Origin of the sequence: Thalassobius sp. Cn5-15 (genome assembly GCF_022347685.1) — a bacterium.
Classification (GTDB): Bacteria; Pseudomonadota; Alphaproteobacteria; order Rhodobacterales; family Rhodobacteraceae; genus Thalassobius.
Window position 1 is genome coordinate 25,890 of record NZ_JAKRGF010000011.1, and the last position, 13,591, is coordinate 39,480.

The window sequence follows — 13,591 nt, forward strand, 5'->3', positions numbered from 1 at the left end:
TCAGCGCTCCAACACCGAGGCAGCGGTCAGCGTCCAGCTGAGCCAGACCTCATCTTCCCAAGAGAAGTTCCGGCGTGACAGGCGGCGGGTGTTGGTGGCCTGTGCCTTGACCATTACGCCACCGGGCAGTTCGACGTGATAGGTCGAGATGTTGCCGAGGTAGCCGATATCTATGATCTTGCCCTTCACCGCGTTGACCGCGCCTTCGGGCTTTTCTTCGGCGATGGAGATCTTTTCGGGGCGCAGGGCGACAAAGGCCTTCTGCCCTTCATTGAGCACGGCGGTGGTTTTGGCGTGGATCGGTTCCTGCCCTTCGGCCCATTTGATGTCATAGCCATCGTCGCTGGTTTTATGCGCTGCGCCTTCGATGATGTTCACATCGCCAATGAAGTCAGCGACGTAGACCGAATTCGGCTCTTCGTAAATCTTCGGCGGGGTAGAGACCTGAATGATTTTGCCGTGGTCCATCACCGCGACACGGCTGGCGACGGTCATCGCCTCTTCCTGGTCGTGGGTCACGATCACAAAGGTGGTGCCGGTCTTTTCCTGAATGTCCATCAATTCAAACTGCGTCTCTTCGCGCAGTTTCTTGTCCAGCGCGCCCAGAGGCTCATCCAGCAACAGCAGTTTCGGGGCACGAGCCAGAGACCGTGCTAGCGCCACACGCTGACGCTGACCGCCAGACACCTGATGCGGTTTGCGTCTGGAAAACTGCGTCATACGGGTCAGGCGCAGCATGTCCTCAACCCGTTCTTCGATCTGCGCTTTGGGCATTTTCATCCGGCGCAGACCAAAGGCGATGTTGTCCCAGATCGACAGGTGCGGGAACAGCGCGTAGGACTGGAACATCATGTTCACCGCCCGTTCATTTGGCGGCACCGCGGCCATGTCCTGACCGGCGATCAAAATCTGGCCTTCGGTCGGGGTTTCAAACCCTGCCAGCATCCGCATCATAGTGGTCTTGCCACAGCCCGATGGGCCCAAAAGAGCGAAGAACTCGCGCGCGTAGATATCCTGTGTCAGGTTATCAATTGCGGTGAAGCTGCCATAGCGTTTGGTCACGCCTTTGAATTGGATCAGCGGTTTTTCGGTGGGATCTTCCCACGGCGCAAATACATCTAGAGTCATACCCGTCCCAGTCGTCCTGTCAGAGGTCGGCCCGCCCTGCGTGGGGCGGACCGTTATAAATGCGGCTTAGGTGCCGGATTTCACTTTGGTCCACAGACGGGTCACAACCCGCTGAACCTTCGCCGGATAAGGCGTGGTGATGTAGAAGTTCGCCATTGTTTCTTCATCCGGGTAGATCGCCGGATCGCCGATCACATCTTCAACAAGGTGTTCCTGCGAGGCGATGTTGCCGTTGGCGTAGTAAACGTAGTTCGACGCAGCAGCCATGTTTTTGGCGTCCAGAATGAAGTTCAGGAACTTGTGCGCACCTTCGGGGTTCGGGGCGTCGACCGGAATGGCCATCTGATCAAACCACATCAGCGACCCTTCGGCGAAGGCATTGTAGGCAATTTCCACACCATTGTCGGCCTCTGCGGCGCGGTCGCGGGCCTGCAGAATGTCACCGGACCAGCCAACAGCCACACAGATGTCACCGTTTGCCAGCGCGTTGATGTATTCCGAGCTGTGGAATTTCTGGATGTGCGGGCGCACGGCGGTCAGGATTGGCTCTGCCTTGGCAATCACGTCCTTGTCGTGGCTGTCGGGGTTTTCACCCAGATATTTCAGCGTCATCGGGATGATTTCCGACGGAGCGTCGAGGAAATGCACGCCACAGGCGGCTAGTTTTTCCATGTTGTCGGGGTTTAGGACCAGCTCCATGCTGTTCAGCGGCGCGTCTTCTCCCAGGATCTCTTTGACCTTGCTGACGTTCACACCCAGACCGGTGCTGCCCCACATGTAGTTGATCGAGTAGGCGTTTTCCGGGTCATAGCCGGCAGTCACGTCCTTGATCAGATCCCAGAGGTTGCCATGGTTGGACAGTTGGTCCGTGTCCAGCTTCTGGAACGCGCCTGCAGTAATCTGGCGCTGCAGGAAAGTGCCGGTGGGCACCACCACGTCATAGCCTGACCCGCCGGCCAGCATTTTGGTTTCCAACAGCTCGTTGCTGTCGAATACGTCATAGATCAGTTTCAGGCCGGTTTCGGCTTCAAACTGCGTCAGCAGATCTTCGTCGATATAATCCGACCAGTTGTAAACCCGTACTTCATCGGCAGTGGCGGCACCCGCCAGCAAAGCGATCGCTGCGGTGGCCGTCAGGATTTGAGTCTTCATGAGGTATACTCCCTATTGAACACGGGTCTTTCTGCCCGGTATCGGAATTTGATCAATTTTTGCCGCGTCTGGCAATATGGTAATGTTTCCACGGTACCGTTAAACTCGCAAGCGAGCCAAAAGACCTGTCAGGGAGAAACACGGTATTATGGACGGCGACGCCCAGAAAGTGACCGCAGCTGAAGGCAGCGAAAAACGCCTGCCCGCGCATGAGATTGTCTATCGCACCTTGCGCGAACAGATCTTGTTTGGGGAAATCGCTCCAGGCGAACCTGTGACCATTCAGGGGCTGACCGCACGGCTGGATGCGGGCATGACACCTGTGCGGGAGGCGATCCGCCGTCTGACCGCCGAGGGGGCGCTGAAATTCCAGGGCAACCGTCGGGTCATTGTTCCCCATTTGACTGCCGACAATATCGAAGAAATTATCATTGCACGTCAATGTGTTGAGGGTGAATTGGCCGCGCGTGCCACGGACCGTATGTCCGGGGAGGCACTGGCTGCTCTGACGGTGCTGGATGCACAGTTGGATGAAGGGATCGCGCAGGGCGATCTGCAGGCCTACTTGGAATACAACTACCGCTTTCATCGGATGATCTACGATCTGGCCGAAGCGCCGATTTTGGCCGATCTGGCAGAGGGGTTGTGGCTGCGGTTTGGTCCGTCGCTTCGGGTTGTCTGCGGACGGGTCGGAACCCAGAACCTGCCGGACAAGCACAAGGATCTTCTGGCAGCCATGGCGGCGGGGGATAGCGCGGCTGCGGCGGATGCTTGCCTAGAGGATATGATGCAAGGAATGGAGCAGGTTCGCGAGATGCTTGCCTAAATTTTAGGCATAACTGATTCGATTGACATTCAATAATTTGATCATATCCTGATTTCGAGGCCGCCCGCCCCAACGTTTTTATGTGTCGAATCGCTGGGCGGCATGATTTCAGTCCGATGAGGTGTCAAATGACCGTAATCACGAATCACATGCCGACGGCAGAACTGCAGGCGCTGGATGCGGCGCACCATATGCACCCCTTTAGCACTCAGGGTGATCTGGCCAAACAGGGCGCACGGGTCATCACCCGTGCCGATGGCGTCTGGATTCAAGACAGCGAAGGCAATAAGATTATCGACGGTATGGCCGGTCTGTGGTGTGTAAATGTCGGCTATGGCCGTGACCGCCTGGCAGATGTGGCCGCGCGTCAGATGAAAGAGCTGCCCTATTATAACACCTTTTTCATGACGACCCACGTGCCGGCAATCGCGCTGAGCCAGAAACTGGCCGAACTGGCGCCGGGCGATCTGAACCATGTGTTCTACGCGGGTTCTGGTTCTGAGGCGAATGATACCAACATTCGCATGGTACGCACCTATTGGGCGCAAAAGGGCAAGCCGTCGAAAAAGGTGATCATCAGCCGCAAGAACGCTTACCACGGCTCCTCTGTCGGGTCGGCCAGTCTGGGTGGGATGACCGGAATGCACGCGCAGGGTGGCCTGCCGATTGCGGACATTCACCACATTGATCAGCCCAACTACTGGGCCGAAGGTGGTGAACAGTCGCGTGAGGAATTTGGCCTGGAGCGCGCCCGTCAGCTGGAACAGGCGATCAACGACATTGGCGAAGACAACGTCGCCGCCTTCATCGCCGAACCGGTGCAGGGCGCCGGTGGTGTGATCGTGCCGCCAGAAACCTACTGGCCTGAAATTCAACGTATTTGCGATAAATATGAGATCCTCTTGATCGCGGACGAAGTGATCTGTGGCTTTGGCCGAACCGGCAATTGGTTTGGCTCTGAAACCGTGGGTTGGCGCCCTGACATCATGACCATCGCCAAAGGCCTCAGCTCCGGCTATGCACCGATTGGTGGGTCGATCGTAAGTGATGAGGTGGCCGAGGTGATCGGTGGCTGTGAGTTTAACCACGGCTACACCTACTCCAGTCATCCCGTGGCCGCGGCCGTGGCGCTGGAAAACCTCAACATCATGCAGGAAGAGAACATCGTCGACCACGTCCAGAACGAGGTTGGCCCTTACCTGAAAGAGAAGTGGGAAGCATTGATTGACCATCCGATGGTGGGTGAGGCGAACATTGTAGGCATGATGGGTTCCATCGCACTGACCCCGCATAAAGAAAGCCGTGCGGCCTTTGCGGCGGACGCGGGCACCGTGGGCTTCATGTGTCGCGAACGCTGCTTTGCCAATAATCTGGTGATGCGTCATGTGGGCGACCGGATGATCATCTCGCCGCCGCTGGTTATGACCAAGGGTGAGGTGGATATTCTGATGGAGCGTGCGGTGAAGTCGCTGGACGAAGGTATGGCTGCCGCGAAAGATGCGGGCCTCTGGGCGCCTGCCAGCTAACGCGACAGTTCATTGCTTACTGTATCAGCCCCGCCTGTTTCGTTCGGCGGGGCTTTTTTGTGATGATTCGCCGAGATCTACAGGGAGTCAGGCCGAATTTTCCTGCGCGGATGCCTAAATTTTGATCAAATATCCGCAATTTTTTATTTTCTTTTTTCTCAGCGCAATAGCCTTCACCAAACGGTTTCTGATGTCAGGTTTGATGGTCGGAAAACGACATAATAAGCAACGCTTGCAGGGCTGCGCCCGACATGGCGATATTCGTAACCGGCGAACTTTCCCAGATGATTTCACGCCGTTTTACTTCACAAAAGCGACTCGGGGTGTCGCTTTTTTGCGCAAAAGTGCCGCGATTCGGTTGCAACGCGGCGTCACTCGCGTTTTAGTCTGATGGAACGAGCGAGAAAATCGCCGACCATAAAAGCGGGGAGTTGCTTTGCCTGACGGATCCACTAGCGATGCTTTTGTCGCGTTTGAACGCGTGCAAAAAAGTTACGACGGTGAAAACCTGGTCGTAAAAGACCTGAACCTTTCTTTGCCCAAGGGCGAATTTCTGACGATGCTTGGCCCGTCGGGTTCCGGAAAAACCACATGCCTGATGATGCTGGCCGGTTTCGAAACTGCCACCCACGGCGAAATCCTTCTTGATGGGCGTCCGATCAATAACATCCCTCCGCACAAGCGTGGTATCGGGATGGTGTTCCAGAACTACGCTCTGTTCCCTCACATGACGGTCGCTGAAAACCTCTCCTTCCCTCTGGAAGTGCGCAAAATGGGCAAGTCCGAGCGTGAAGAGAAGGTAAAGCGTGCCTTGGATATGGTGCAGATGGGGGCCTTTGGTGGTCGCCGTCCTGCACAGCTTTCTGGTGGCCAGCAGCAGCGGATCGCACTGGCGCGTGCGCTGGTGTTTGAACCTGAGCTGGTGCTGATGGATGAGCCGTTGGGCGCGTTGGACAAACAGTTGCGCGAACACATGCAGTTTGAAATCACCCGTCTGGCCCACGAACTGGGCATCACCACGGTGTACGTGACCCACGACCAGACCGAAGCGTTGACCATGTCGGACCGCGTTGCCGTGTTTGACGATGGCCGCATTCAGCAGCTGGATCCGCCAGACACCCTGTATGAAGAGCCGCAGAACAGCTTCGTTGCGCAGTTCATCGGTGAAAACAACACGCTGGAAGGTGTGGTGCAGGAAATCAACGGTGACAAATGCCTGGTCCGTCTGGACGATGGCGAAGTGATCGACGCCAAGCCGATCAACGTCAGCCAAGTGGGCGAACGCACCCGTGTGTCGATCCGTCCTGAACGGGTCGAGTTTAACAAAGAGCGCCTGCAGGAGGGCGCCCACACCCTGAAGGCCGAAGTGCTGGAATTCATCTATATGGGTGACATTTTCCGCACCCGTCTGCGGGTGGCGGGTAACGACGAGTTTGTCGTTAAAACCCGGAATGCGCCTGACCAGGTCCGCCTGAAACCCGGCGAGCAAATCGAAATCGGTTGGCTGCCAGAAGATTGCCGCGCGCTGGACGCGTGACAATAGGGACAGTCTGCCCCTTCGCCAAAGCGCGGGGGCAGAACGCACAAGGCCTGCGCCGTAACCCGTGAACGTGGGCCCACAACAATAAAACTAACGGGATCAACTCTGGGAGAATAAAGTATGAAACTCACCAAGATCTTTATGGCGTCGACCGCTCTGGCCTTTGCTGCTGGCGCTGTTGCTGCAGAAGAAATGACCATCGTGTCCTGGGGCGGCGCCTACTCCAAGTCGCAGCTGAAAGCCTACCACGAGCCCTATTCGGCCAAAACCGGCGTGACCATCATCAACGATGACAGCTCCGCCGAAGCGGTTTCGAAACTGCGCGCCATGAACGAAGCAGGCAACGTGACCTGGGATGTTGTTGACGTTGTGGCCTCTGACGCGATCCGTCTGTGTGACGAAGGTCTGGCAGAAGAGATCGATTTCAACAGCCAGCTGGCACCGGCGCCCGATGGCACCAACGCCGAAGATGACTTTGGCGCGCTGCTGGTCTCCGACTGCTTCATCCCGCAGATCGTGTATTCGACCACTTTCGGTTACCGCACCGATCTGGTTGGTGACACCCCGCCGACTGAAATCTGCGACGTGTTCGATCTGGAAGCCTACCCGGGCAAGCGTTCGCTGGAAAAGCGTCCGATCGGCAACATGGAATGGGCGCTGCTGTGTGACGGTGTGGCCAAAGACGAAATCTACGAGGTTCTGGAAACCTCCGAAGGTCAGGACCGCGCGCTGGCCAAGCTGGACACCATCAAGGACAGCGTAATCTGGTGGTCCGCTGGTGCCGACACCCCGCAGCTGCTGGCTGACGGTGAAGTCATCATGGGTTCGACCTTCAACGGTCGTCTCTTCTCGGTTATCGAAGAGCAGAACCAGCCGGTTGCCATGCTGTGGGACGCGCAGATGTTCGATCTGGACGGTTGGATCATTCCTGCCGGTCTGAGCGAAGAGCGTAAAGCCCGTGCGCTGGACTACCTGTACTTTGCCACCGACACTCAGCGTCTGGCAGATCAGGCCAAGTTCATCTCTTACGGTCCGGCCCGCGCGTCGTCCGCACCGCTGGTCAGCACCCACGCTGAACTGGGCATCGAAATGGCACCTCACATGCCGACCGATCCGGAAAACGCCAAGAACACCTTCCTCTACAACTACGAGTTCTGGGCTGACTACCGTGACGACATCGACGCCAAATTCCAGGCGTGGCTGGCAAAATAAGTCGCTGATTTTTCAGCAAGCTTAAGAGGATGGGCAGCAATGTACGGCCCATCCACACCAACACTTCCGACGGGGATACTATGAGCGATACCACCGATTCCGGCCCAATGTTGGCCGCCGACGGCACACCGCTAAAACGCAGCCTCAGCAGGGCGTTACGCCGCCAGAAGATGCGGGCCCTGATGCTGGTTGCCCCGCTGCTGATCTTCGTCCTGATTTCCTTCATTTTCCCGATTGGTTCGATGCTGTTCCGGTCGGTCGAGAATGATATTGTTGCCGACACCTTGCCGCTGACGGTGGTGGAGTTGCAGAACTGGGATGCCGACAGTGGCGAATTGCCGGATGAGGCGCTTTATGCCGCCTTTGCTGCCGATATGGTGGCGGCGATTGAGGCCAAGAACCACACTAAACTGGGCACCCGCCTGAACTATGAACAGACCGGCCTGTCGTCGCTGTTCCGTAAATCTGGCCGCAAGATGAAGCGTCTGGATCCGGCTGCAGACGCGCCGTTCAAGGACAAGATCATTGATATCGACAAGAAATGGGGCGACGTCGAAACGTGGCGCGCGATAAAAACCCATTCAGTGCGGATCACCAACGGTTACTTCCTGAACGCGGTTGATATGCGCCGCACGCCCGAAGGTGCGCAGGCGCAGCCTGAGGATAAACAGATCCTGATCACGCTGTTTCAGCGTACCCTGCTGATGTCGCTGATGATTACAGGATCCTGTATCATCCTTGCCTATCCGGTGGCGTGGATTCTGGCCAACCTGCCAGCCCGCACCGCGAACGTTCTGATGATCCTTGTGCTGCTGCCGTTCTGGACATCACTGCTGGTGCGGACTTCCGCGTGGAAGGTGATGTTGCAGCAACAGGGTGTGATCAACGAGGTTCTGGTTTGGCTGGGCATGGTTGCGGATCATTCCCGACTGGCGCTGATCAACAACCAGACAGGTACGATCATTGCGATGACCCATATCCTGCTGCCCTTCATGATCCTGCCGATGTATTCGGTGATGCAAACGATCAAACCGCACTACGTACGTGCGGCGAAATCCATGGGCGCAACCGATTGGACGGCCTTCTGGCGGGTGTACTTCCCGCAGTCGGTGCCGGGTATCGGCGCGGGCTCTATCCTCGTCTTCATTCTGGCGATTGGTTACTACATCACGCCTGAAATTGTGGGCGGCACCAAGGGTGTCTTTATCTCGAACCGGATTGCGTATCACATTTCCAGCTCGCTTAACTGGGGTCTGGCCGCTGCGCTGGGGACCATCCTGCTGGCTGTGGTTCTGATCCTTTACTGGGCCTACGATAAAATCGTCGGCATCGACAACGTGAAGCTGGGGTAACGAACATGGCTGCACTTACACCCATTTCCCGCAAACCCATGTCTCTGGTGCTGCCCACTGTGGCAGCGGCAGGGGGTGCCCTTGGCCTTTTTGTTGGCACTGCCAACGGATCCGGCCTGATGGGCGTCTTGGTCGGTGCATGTCTGGTGCTGGCGATGGCGCTGACCTTTATCAAGGTTCTGAATAACGAAGGTCTATCCAAATGGATTGCCATCGTCGTCATGGCCGCGCTTGGTTTCATCTTCGGCGGCACACCAGGGGTCATTCTGGGCGCTATCTTCGGCTGGTTGTTCCACTGGTTCATCTACTGGCTGTATGAGGGACGGTATCGCGCCCGTCTGCTGCCTTACCTGACACCGCGTCAGGTGCTGTGGCATTACGCCTTCCGGGTGCTGTGCGGGTCGATCTTTGTCTTCCTGATCACGCCGATCCTTGTTGTGATGCCACTGTCCTTTAACGCGCAGGACTTCTTTACCTTTACGCCTGAAATGCTGCGTCTGGATCCCGAAGGCTACTCGCTGAAGCATTACCGCGATTTCTTCACCAACAATGAATGGCAGCGTTCGTTCAAGAACTCGCTCATCATTGCGCCGATCGCGACAGTGATTTCGGTCAGCCTTGGCACTTTGGCGGCCATCGGCCTCAGCCAGAACCACGTGCCGTTCAAACGGGCGATCATGGCGATCCTGATTTCGCCGATGATTGTGCCGCTGATCATCTCGGCCACTGGCATGTTCTTCTTCTACAGCCAGATCGGCAACTGGATGGAAGGCACGCTGGGCCTGAACAAGACATTTGTGGGTTATGTGAAGGTGGTGCTGGCGCACGCTGTGCTGGGCATTCCGTTTGTGATTATCACTGTGACTGCAACGCTGGTGGGTTTTGACAACTCGTTGACCCGTGCGGCGGCGAATATGGGTGCGAACCCTGTGACCACCTTCTTCAAGGTGCAGATGCCGCTGATTCTGCCCGGTGTGATTTCCGGCGGTCTTTTTGCCTTCATTACCTCATTTGATGAGGTGGTTGTGGTGCTGTTCGTCGGCTCCGCCAGCCAGAAAACGCTGCCATGGCAGATGTTCACTGGACTGCGTGAACAGATCTCGCCGACCATTCTGGCAGTGGCGACGATCCTTGTTGTGATCTCGATTGCGCTGCTGACCACGGTTGAACTGTTGCGCCGACGTTCCGAACGTCTGCGCGGGATGAGCCCGGGATAACTGTCGCAGTGATACGGGTGGCTGCCTGCGGGCAGTCATTCCTCCGGCAGGAGTATTGCTGGATCATTGAAATGGCTTTGACAAAAGAAGAGGGCGGCCCCGATCAGGAGGCCGCCCTTTGTCTGTCACTTGCTTTAAGAGCGCTTAGGCGCGCACCAGTGCCTCATAGGCTTCGGAAATTTCACGGGTCAGGGTGCCGACCTCAAAGGTGTAGTCGCCGATCTGGCCCACGGGGGTAACTTCGGCGGCGGTGCCGGTCAGCCAGCATTGTTCAAAACCTTCCAGCTCTTCGGGCATGATGTGGCGTTCGTGTACGGTGATGCCGCGGTCGTTGAGCATGCCGATTACGGTGCGCCGGGTGATGCCGTCCAGGAAAGCGTCGGGTTTCGGGGTGTGCACCTCCCCGTCTTTGACGAAGAAGATGTTGGCTCCGGTCGCTTCGGCCACATAGCCGCGGTAGTCATACATCATCGCGTCTGAACAGCCTTTGTCCTCGGCCGCGTGCTTGGACATGGTGCAGATCATGTAGAGGCCGGCGGCCTTTGCTTCATGCGGGATGGTGGCGGGATCGGGGCGGCGCCATTTAGCGATGTCCAGTTTCGCGCCTTTCATTTTGGCGTCGCCGTAATAGTTGCCCCATTCCCAGGCGGCTACAGCCAGTTGAACCGGGTTCTTGCGCGAGGCAACGCCCATGTCCTCTCCGGCGCCGCGCCATGCGATGACGCGCACGTAAGCATCGGTCCAACCGTTGGCTTCCAGCACCGCGTATTTGGCGGCCTCAATCTCTTCTATCGAGTAGGGGAGTTCCATATCCAGCAACTCTGCCGAGCGCACCAGACGTTCGGAGTGCTCGACAGATTTGAAGATCTTGCCGTTGTAGCAACGCTCACCCTCAAACACAGAGGAGGCATAATGCAGCGCGTGGGTCAGAAGGTGGACGTTCGCGTCACGCCATTCCACCAGTTTACCGTTCATCCAGATCTTGCCGTCGCGATCATCATATCCGGCCATTGCCGTGCCTCCTGACTGGCTGAGTGTTTAGAAAATTGCGCTTGATGGGGCCGCAGAGGTCACATTCTTGCGTCAAAGCTGCGATTCGGTAACATTCACACCTTGGAAAGTCAACAAGACTGACTTAAGCTGCTGATAACAAGTTAGAACTATACGTTACCGTATCGTATTATTACGGTACTTATTTGAGGCCCAACCGGGGAAAAGTATGAACGACGTTGGCACGGGTGAAAACCTCCTCTTCCTGACGGATGAGCAGTTGAGGCAGGGGATTGAAGCGATGTTTTTTGCCTATCGCGGTTTTACCGCTGATCCCGATCGCATTCTGGCGGGGATGGCTTACGGGCGGGCCCACCACCGCGCGATCCACTTTATTAATCGTGCACCGGGCACCACGGTGAACAACCTTCTGATTCTTCTGGGTGTGACCAAGCAGTCGCTGAACCGCGTGCTCCGCACGCTGATCGAAGACGGGTTGGTTGAAAGCCGCGTTGGCGTCACCGACAAGCGGGAGCGCAACCTTTACCTGACAGAGGCGGGCGAGGCGCTGGAGCGCCAGCTGTCTGATGCCCAGCGGGCACGGATGCGTGCAGCCTACCGTGCGGCCGGACCGCAGGCGGTGACGGGTTTTCGTCAGGTGCTGGAGGCGATGATGGATCCTGAAATGCGACGTAAACATCACGCTCTGCGGGAGGCTGGCCAATGATTGATGTCGATGCACACCTTTTGATTGTCGATGACGATGAACGCATCCGTACCCTGTTGCAGAAGTTTTTGATGCGTAATGGCTTCCTCGTGTCAGCAGCGCGGGATGCCTCCCATGCGCGACGCCTGTTGTCGGGGCTGGATTTTGACATGATCGTCATGGATGTGATGATGCCGGGCGAAGATGGCGTGGCCCTGACGCGGGAGTTGCGCGAAACCATGGCGACGCCGATTTTGCTGCTGACGGCCAAGGGCGAAGCAACTGATCGCATCGCCGGTCTGGAGGCGGGCGCAGATGATTATCTGGCGAAACCGTTTGAACCCAAAGAGCTGTTGTTGCGCATCAACGCGATCCTGCGCCGGATGCCAGAGCCGGAGGCACAGGATGAGGTGCCGCGTGTGCTGAATTTGGGCGCTGTACGTTATGACATTGATCGGGGCGAGTTGTGGCAGGGCGATGAAATGGTCCGCCTGACCGCCACCGAAAGTCAGCTGATGAAAATCTTCTCCGCTCTGCCGGGGGAACCGATCAGTCGTGCCAAACTGGTGGAGGATCTGGGGCGCGACCGCGGACAGGCGCAGGAACGCGCTGTAGACGTGCAGATCACCCGTTTGCGGCGCAAGCTGGAAAACGATCCCAAGCAGCCGCGTTATCTGCAAACCGTGCGCGGCGCGGGCTATATGCTGGCGCCAGATTGATCAGGCTATTGGTTTGATTGGGCGCGGTGCGATCTCGACTCTGCGCTGTAGATATGGTCTGACAGCAGCGAATGATCAGATGCGAGGGAGACAGCCCGATGAGTGAAACACCGGTTGCAGAAATGAGCTTTGAACAGGCGATGCAAGAGCTGGAAAGCGTTGTCACCCGTCTGGAGCGCGGCGACGTTGCGCTGGAAGAATCTATTAGCCTTTATCAGCGTGGTGCAGAGCTGAAGAAGCGTTGCGAAGACAAGCTGAAAGAGGCTGAGGAAAAGGTTGCCGCTATCACGCTGGATGGTAACGGCCAACCCAACGGCCTGAAGCCGATCGAAGGTCTCTAAGACGTGTTTGACACCCGTTTGAAAGACGCCGCATCACATGTGCAGGCGCATCTGGACCACGTTTTGTGCGAACTGGATGATCTGCCGGTGGTGCAGGCGATGCGCTACGCTAGTGCAGGCGGTAAGCGGTTGCGCGCCTTTCTGGTGTTAGAAAGTGCGCGTTTGCACAACATTTCGCCGGATCAGGCGATCTGGGCCGCGGCGGCGGTTGAGGCGTTGCATGCCTATTCGTTGGTGCATGACGATCTGCCCTGCATGGATGATGACGACATGCGCCGTGGTCTGCCCACAGTGCATGTGAAATGGGATCAGGCCACTGCCGTTCTGGCCGGCGATGCGCTGCAGACGCTGGCGTTTGAATTGCTGGCGCGCTCTGAGGTGTCTCCTGATCCTGTTGTGCGGGCTGAACTGGTGCTAACGCTGGCACGGGCATCGGGAGCGGCAGGGATGGTCAAGGGGCAGGCGCTGGATATTGCCGCCGAAACCGCAGATCAGCCGCTGACGTTGGAACAGATTACTGAATTGCAGGCGGGTAAAACCGGTGCGCTGATTGAATGGTCTGCCATTGCAGGTGCGATTTTGGCCGGGGCGGATCCAGCTGCGCTGTCCATCTATGCGCAAAAGCTTGGTCTGGCGTTCCAGATCTGGGATGATGTGCTGGACGTCGAAGGCGATGCGGATACCGTGGGCAAGGCCGTGGGCAAAGATGCCGATGCGGGCAAAGCGACCTTTGTGTCCCTGCTTGGGCTAGAGGCTGCGAAGCAACGGGCCACCGATCTGGTGACAGAGGCCGAAGCTGCGCTAGAGTCTTACGGGCCAGAGGCAGAAGCGCTGCGCCAGGTCGCGCGCTTTGTCGTCTCGCGTCACAGCTGAAAATCCGCC

The 13,591-nt window shown here is 57.2% G+C and carries 14 protein-coding genes; 11 read left to right on the plus strand and 3 right to left on the minus strand.

Features of this window, described 5'->3' with window-relative positions; genetic code table 11:
* Both MHM86_RS16365 and MHM86_RS16370 read right to left on the minus strand, forming a co-directional pair.
* On the minus strand, positions 1–1,128 hold the full coding sequence (locus MHM86_RS16365; protein ID WP_239201480.1) for an ABC transporter ATP-binding protein: 1,128 nt from the start codon (positions 1,126–1,128) through the stop codon (positions 1–3).
* A 66-nt stretch (positions 1,129–1,194) separates the two neighbouring features.
* The gene (locus MHM86_RS16370; protein WP_239201482.1) at positions 1,195–2,280 is read right to left on the minus strand and encodes a polyamine ABC transporter substrate-binding protein; all 1,086 of its coding nucleotides are present in this window, start codon (positions 2,278–2,280) and stop codon (positions 1,195–1,197) included.
* Positions 2,281–2,428: 148 nt separating this feature from the next.
* Here MHM86_RS16370 and MHM86_RS16375 point away from each other — a divergent pair, with 148 nt between their 5' ends.
* From MHM86_RS16375 to MHM86_RS16405, 7 genes are all read left to right on the plus strand, one after another.
* Entirely contained in the window at positions 2,429–3,106 is a 678-nt protein-coding gene (locus MHM86_RS16375; RefSeq protein WP_239201483.1) for a GntR family transcriptional regulator, read from the plus strand.
* A gap of 128 nt (positions 3,107–3,234) precedes the next feature.
* Entirely contained in the window at positions 3,235–4,632 is a 1,398-nt protein-coding gene (locus tag MHM86_RS16380) for an aspartate aminotransferase family protein (RefSeq protein WP_239201484.1), read from the plus strand.
* A gap of 121 nt (positions 4,633–4,753) precedes the next feature.
* On the plus strand, positions 4,754–5,023 hold the full coding sequence (locus tag MHM86_RS16385) for a hypothetical protein (protein WP_239201485.1): 270 nt from the start codon (positions 4,754–4,756) through the stop codon (positions 5,021–5,023).
* A 45-nt stretch (positions 5,024–5,068) separates the two neighbouring features.
* Positions 5,069–6,169, plus strand: a complete 1,101-nt coding sequence (locus MHM86_RS16390) for an ABC transporter ATP-binding protein (RefSeq protein WP_239201488.1) — start codon at positions 5,069–5,071, stop codon at positions 6,167–6,169.
* Positions 6,170–6,292: 123 nt separating this feature from the next.
* Positions 6,293–7,384, plus strand: coding sequence for an extracellular solute-binding protein (locus MHM86_RS16395; RefSeq protein ID WP_239201491.1), 1,092 nt, complete (start codon positions 6,293–6,295; stop codon positions 7,382–7,384).
* Positions 7,385–7,464: 80 nt separating this feature from the next.
* Positions 7,465–8,736, plus strand: coding sequence for an ABC transporter permease (locus MHM86_RS16400; protein WP_239201501.1), 1,272 nt, complete (start codon positions 7,465–7,467; stop codon positions 8,734–8,736).
* Positions 8,737–8,741: 5 nt separating this feature from the next.
* Positions 8,742–9,953, plus strand: coding sequence for an ABC transporter permease (locus tag MHM86_RS16405; RefSeq protein WP_239201503.1), 1,212 nt, complete (start codon positions 8,742–8,744; stop codon positions 9,951–9,953).
* Positions 9,954–10,097: 144 nt separating this feature from the next.
* Here MHM86_RS16405 and MHM86_RS16410 read toward each other — a convergent pair whose 3' ends face one another.
* Positions 10,098–10,964 (minus strand): branched-chain amino acid aminotransferase, encoded by an 867-nt coding sequence (locus MHM86_RS16410; RefSeq protein ID WP_239201504.1) that lies wholly within the window; start codon positions 10,962–10,964, stop codon positions 10,098–10,100.
* A 208-nt stretch (positions 10,965–11,172) separates the two neighbouring features.
* On the opposite strand from MHM86_RS16410, the gene MHM86_RS16415 reads away from it, so the two are divergent.
* The 4 genes from MHM86_RS16415 (at position 11,173) to MHM86_RS16430 (ending at position 13,582) form a co-directional block, all read left to right on the plus strand.
* On the plus strand, positions 11,173–11,670 hold the full coding sequence (locus MHM86_RS16415) for a MarR family winged helix-turn-helix transcriptional regulator (RefSeq protein WP_239201505.1): 498 nt from the start codon (positions 11,173–11,175) through the stop codon (positions 11,668–11,670).
* Positions 11,667–12,368: a response regulator gene (locus MHM86_RS16420; protein WP_239201511.1), complete on the plus strand. Its 702-nt coding sequence runs from the start codon at positions 11,667–11,669 to the stop codon at positions 12,366–12,368. The genes MHM86_RS16415 and MHM86_RS16420 overlap by 4 nt, the downstream gene beginning before the upstream one ends.
* Positions 12,369–12,466: 98 nt before the next feature.
* Positions 12,467–12,709, plus strand: coding sequence for an exodeoxyribonuclease VII small subunit (locus tag MHM86_RS16425; protein WP_239201514.1), 243 nt, complete (start codon positions 12,467–12,469; stop codon positions 12,707–12,709).
* Between the two features lie 3 nt (positions 12,710–12,712).
* Positions 12,713–13,582, plus strand: a complete 870-nt coding sequence (locus MHM86_RS16430) for a polyprenyl synthetase family protein (protein ID WP_239201516.1) — start codon at positions 12,713–12,715, stop codon at positions 13,580–13,582.
* Positions 13,583–13,591: the final 9 nt, after the last annotated feature.

Bases quoted from the DNA above. Each gene is read 5' to 3' on its own strand.
- MHM86_RS16405 (WP_239201503.1), top strand. From the start codon at position 8,742: ATGGCTGCACTTACACCCATTTCCCGCAAACCCATGTCTCTGGTGCTG.
- MHM86_RS16395 (WP_239201491.1), top strand. From the start codon at position 6,293: ATGAAACTCACCAAGATCTTTATGGCGTCGACCGCTCTGGCCTTTGCT.
- MHM86_RS16410 (WP_239201504.1), bottom strand. From the start codon at position 10,964: ATGGCCGGATATGATGATCGCGACGGCAAGATCTGGATGAACGGTAAA.
- MHM86_RS16415 (WP_239201505.1), top strand. From the start codon at position 11,173: ATGAACGACGTTGGCACGGGTGAAAACCTCCTCTTCCTGACGGATGAG.
- MHM86_RS16400 (WP_239201501.1), top strand. From the start codon at position 7,465: ATGAGCGATACCACCGATTCCGGCCCAATGTTGGCCGCCGACGGCACA.
- MHM86_RS16375 (WP_239201483.1), top strand. From the start codon at position 2,429: ATGGACGGCGACGCCCAGAAAGTGACCGCAGCTGAAGGCAGCGAAAAA.
- MHM86_RS16420 (WP_239201511.1), top strand. From the start codon at position 11,667: ATGATTGATGTCGATGCACACCTTTTGATTGTCGATGACGATGAACGC.
- MHM86_RS16370 (WP_239201482.1), bottom strand. From the start codon at position 2,280: ATGAAGACTCAAATCCTGACGGCCACCGCAGCGATCGCTTTGCTGGCG.
- MHM86_RS16365 (WP_239201480.1), bottom strand. From the start codon at position 1,128: ATGACTCTAGATGTATTTGCGCCGTGGGAAGATCCCACCGAAAAACCG.
- MHM86_RS16380 (WP_239201484.1), top strand. From the start codon at position 3,235: ATGACCGTAATCACGAATCACATGCCGACGGCAGAACTGCAGGCGCTG.
- MHM86_RS16425 (WP_239201514.1), top strand. From the start codon at position 12,467: ATGAGTGAAACACCGGTTGCAGAAATGAGCTTTGAACAGGCGATGCAA.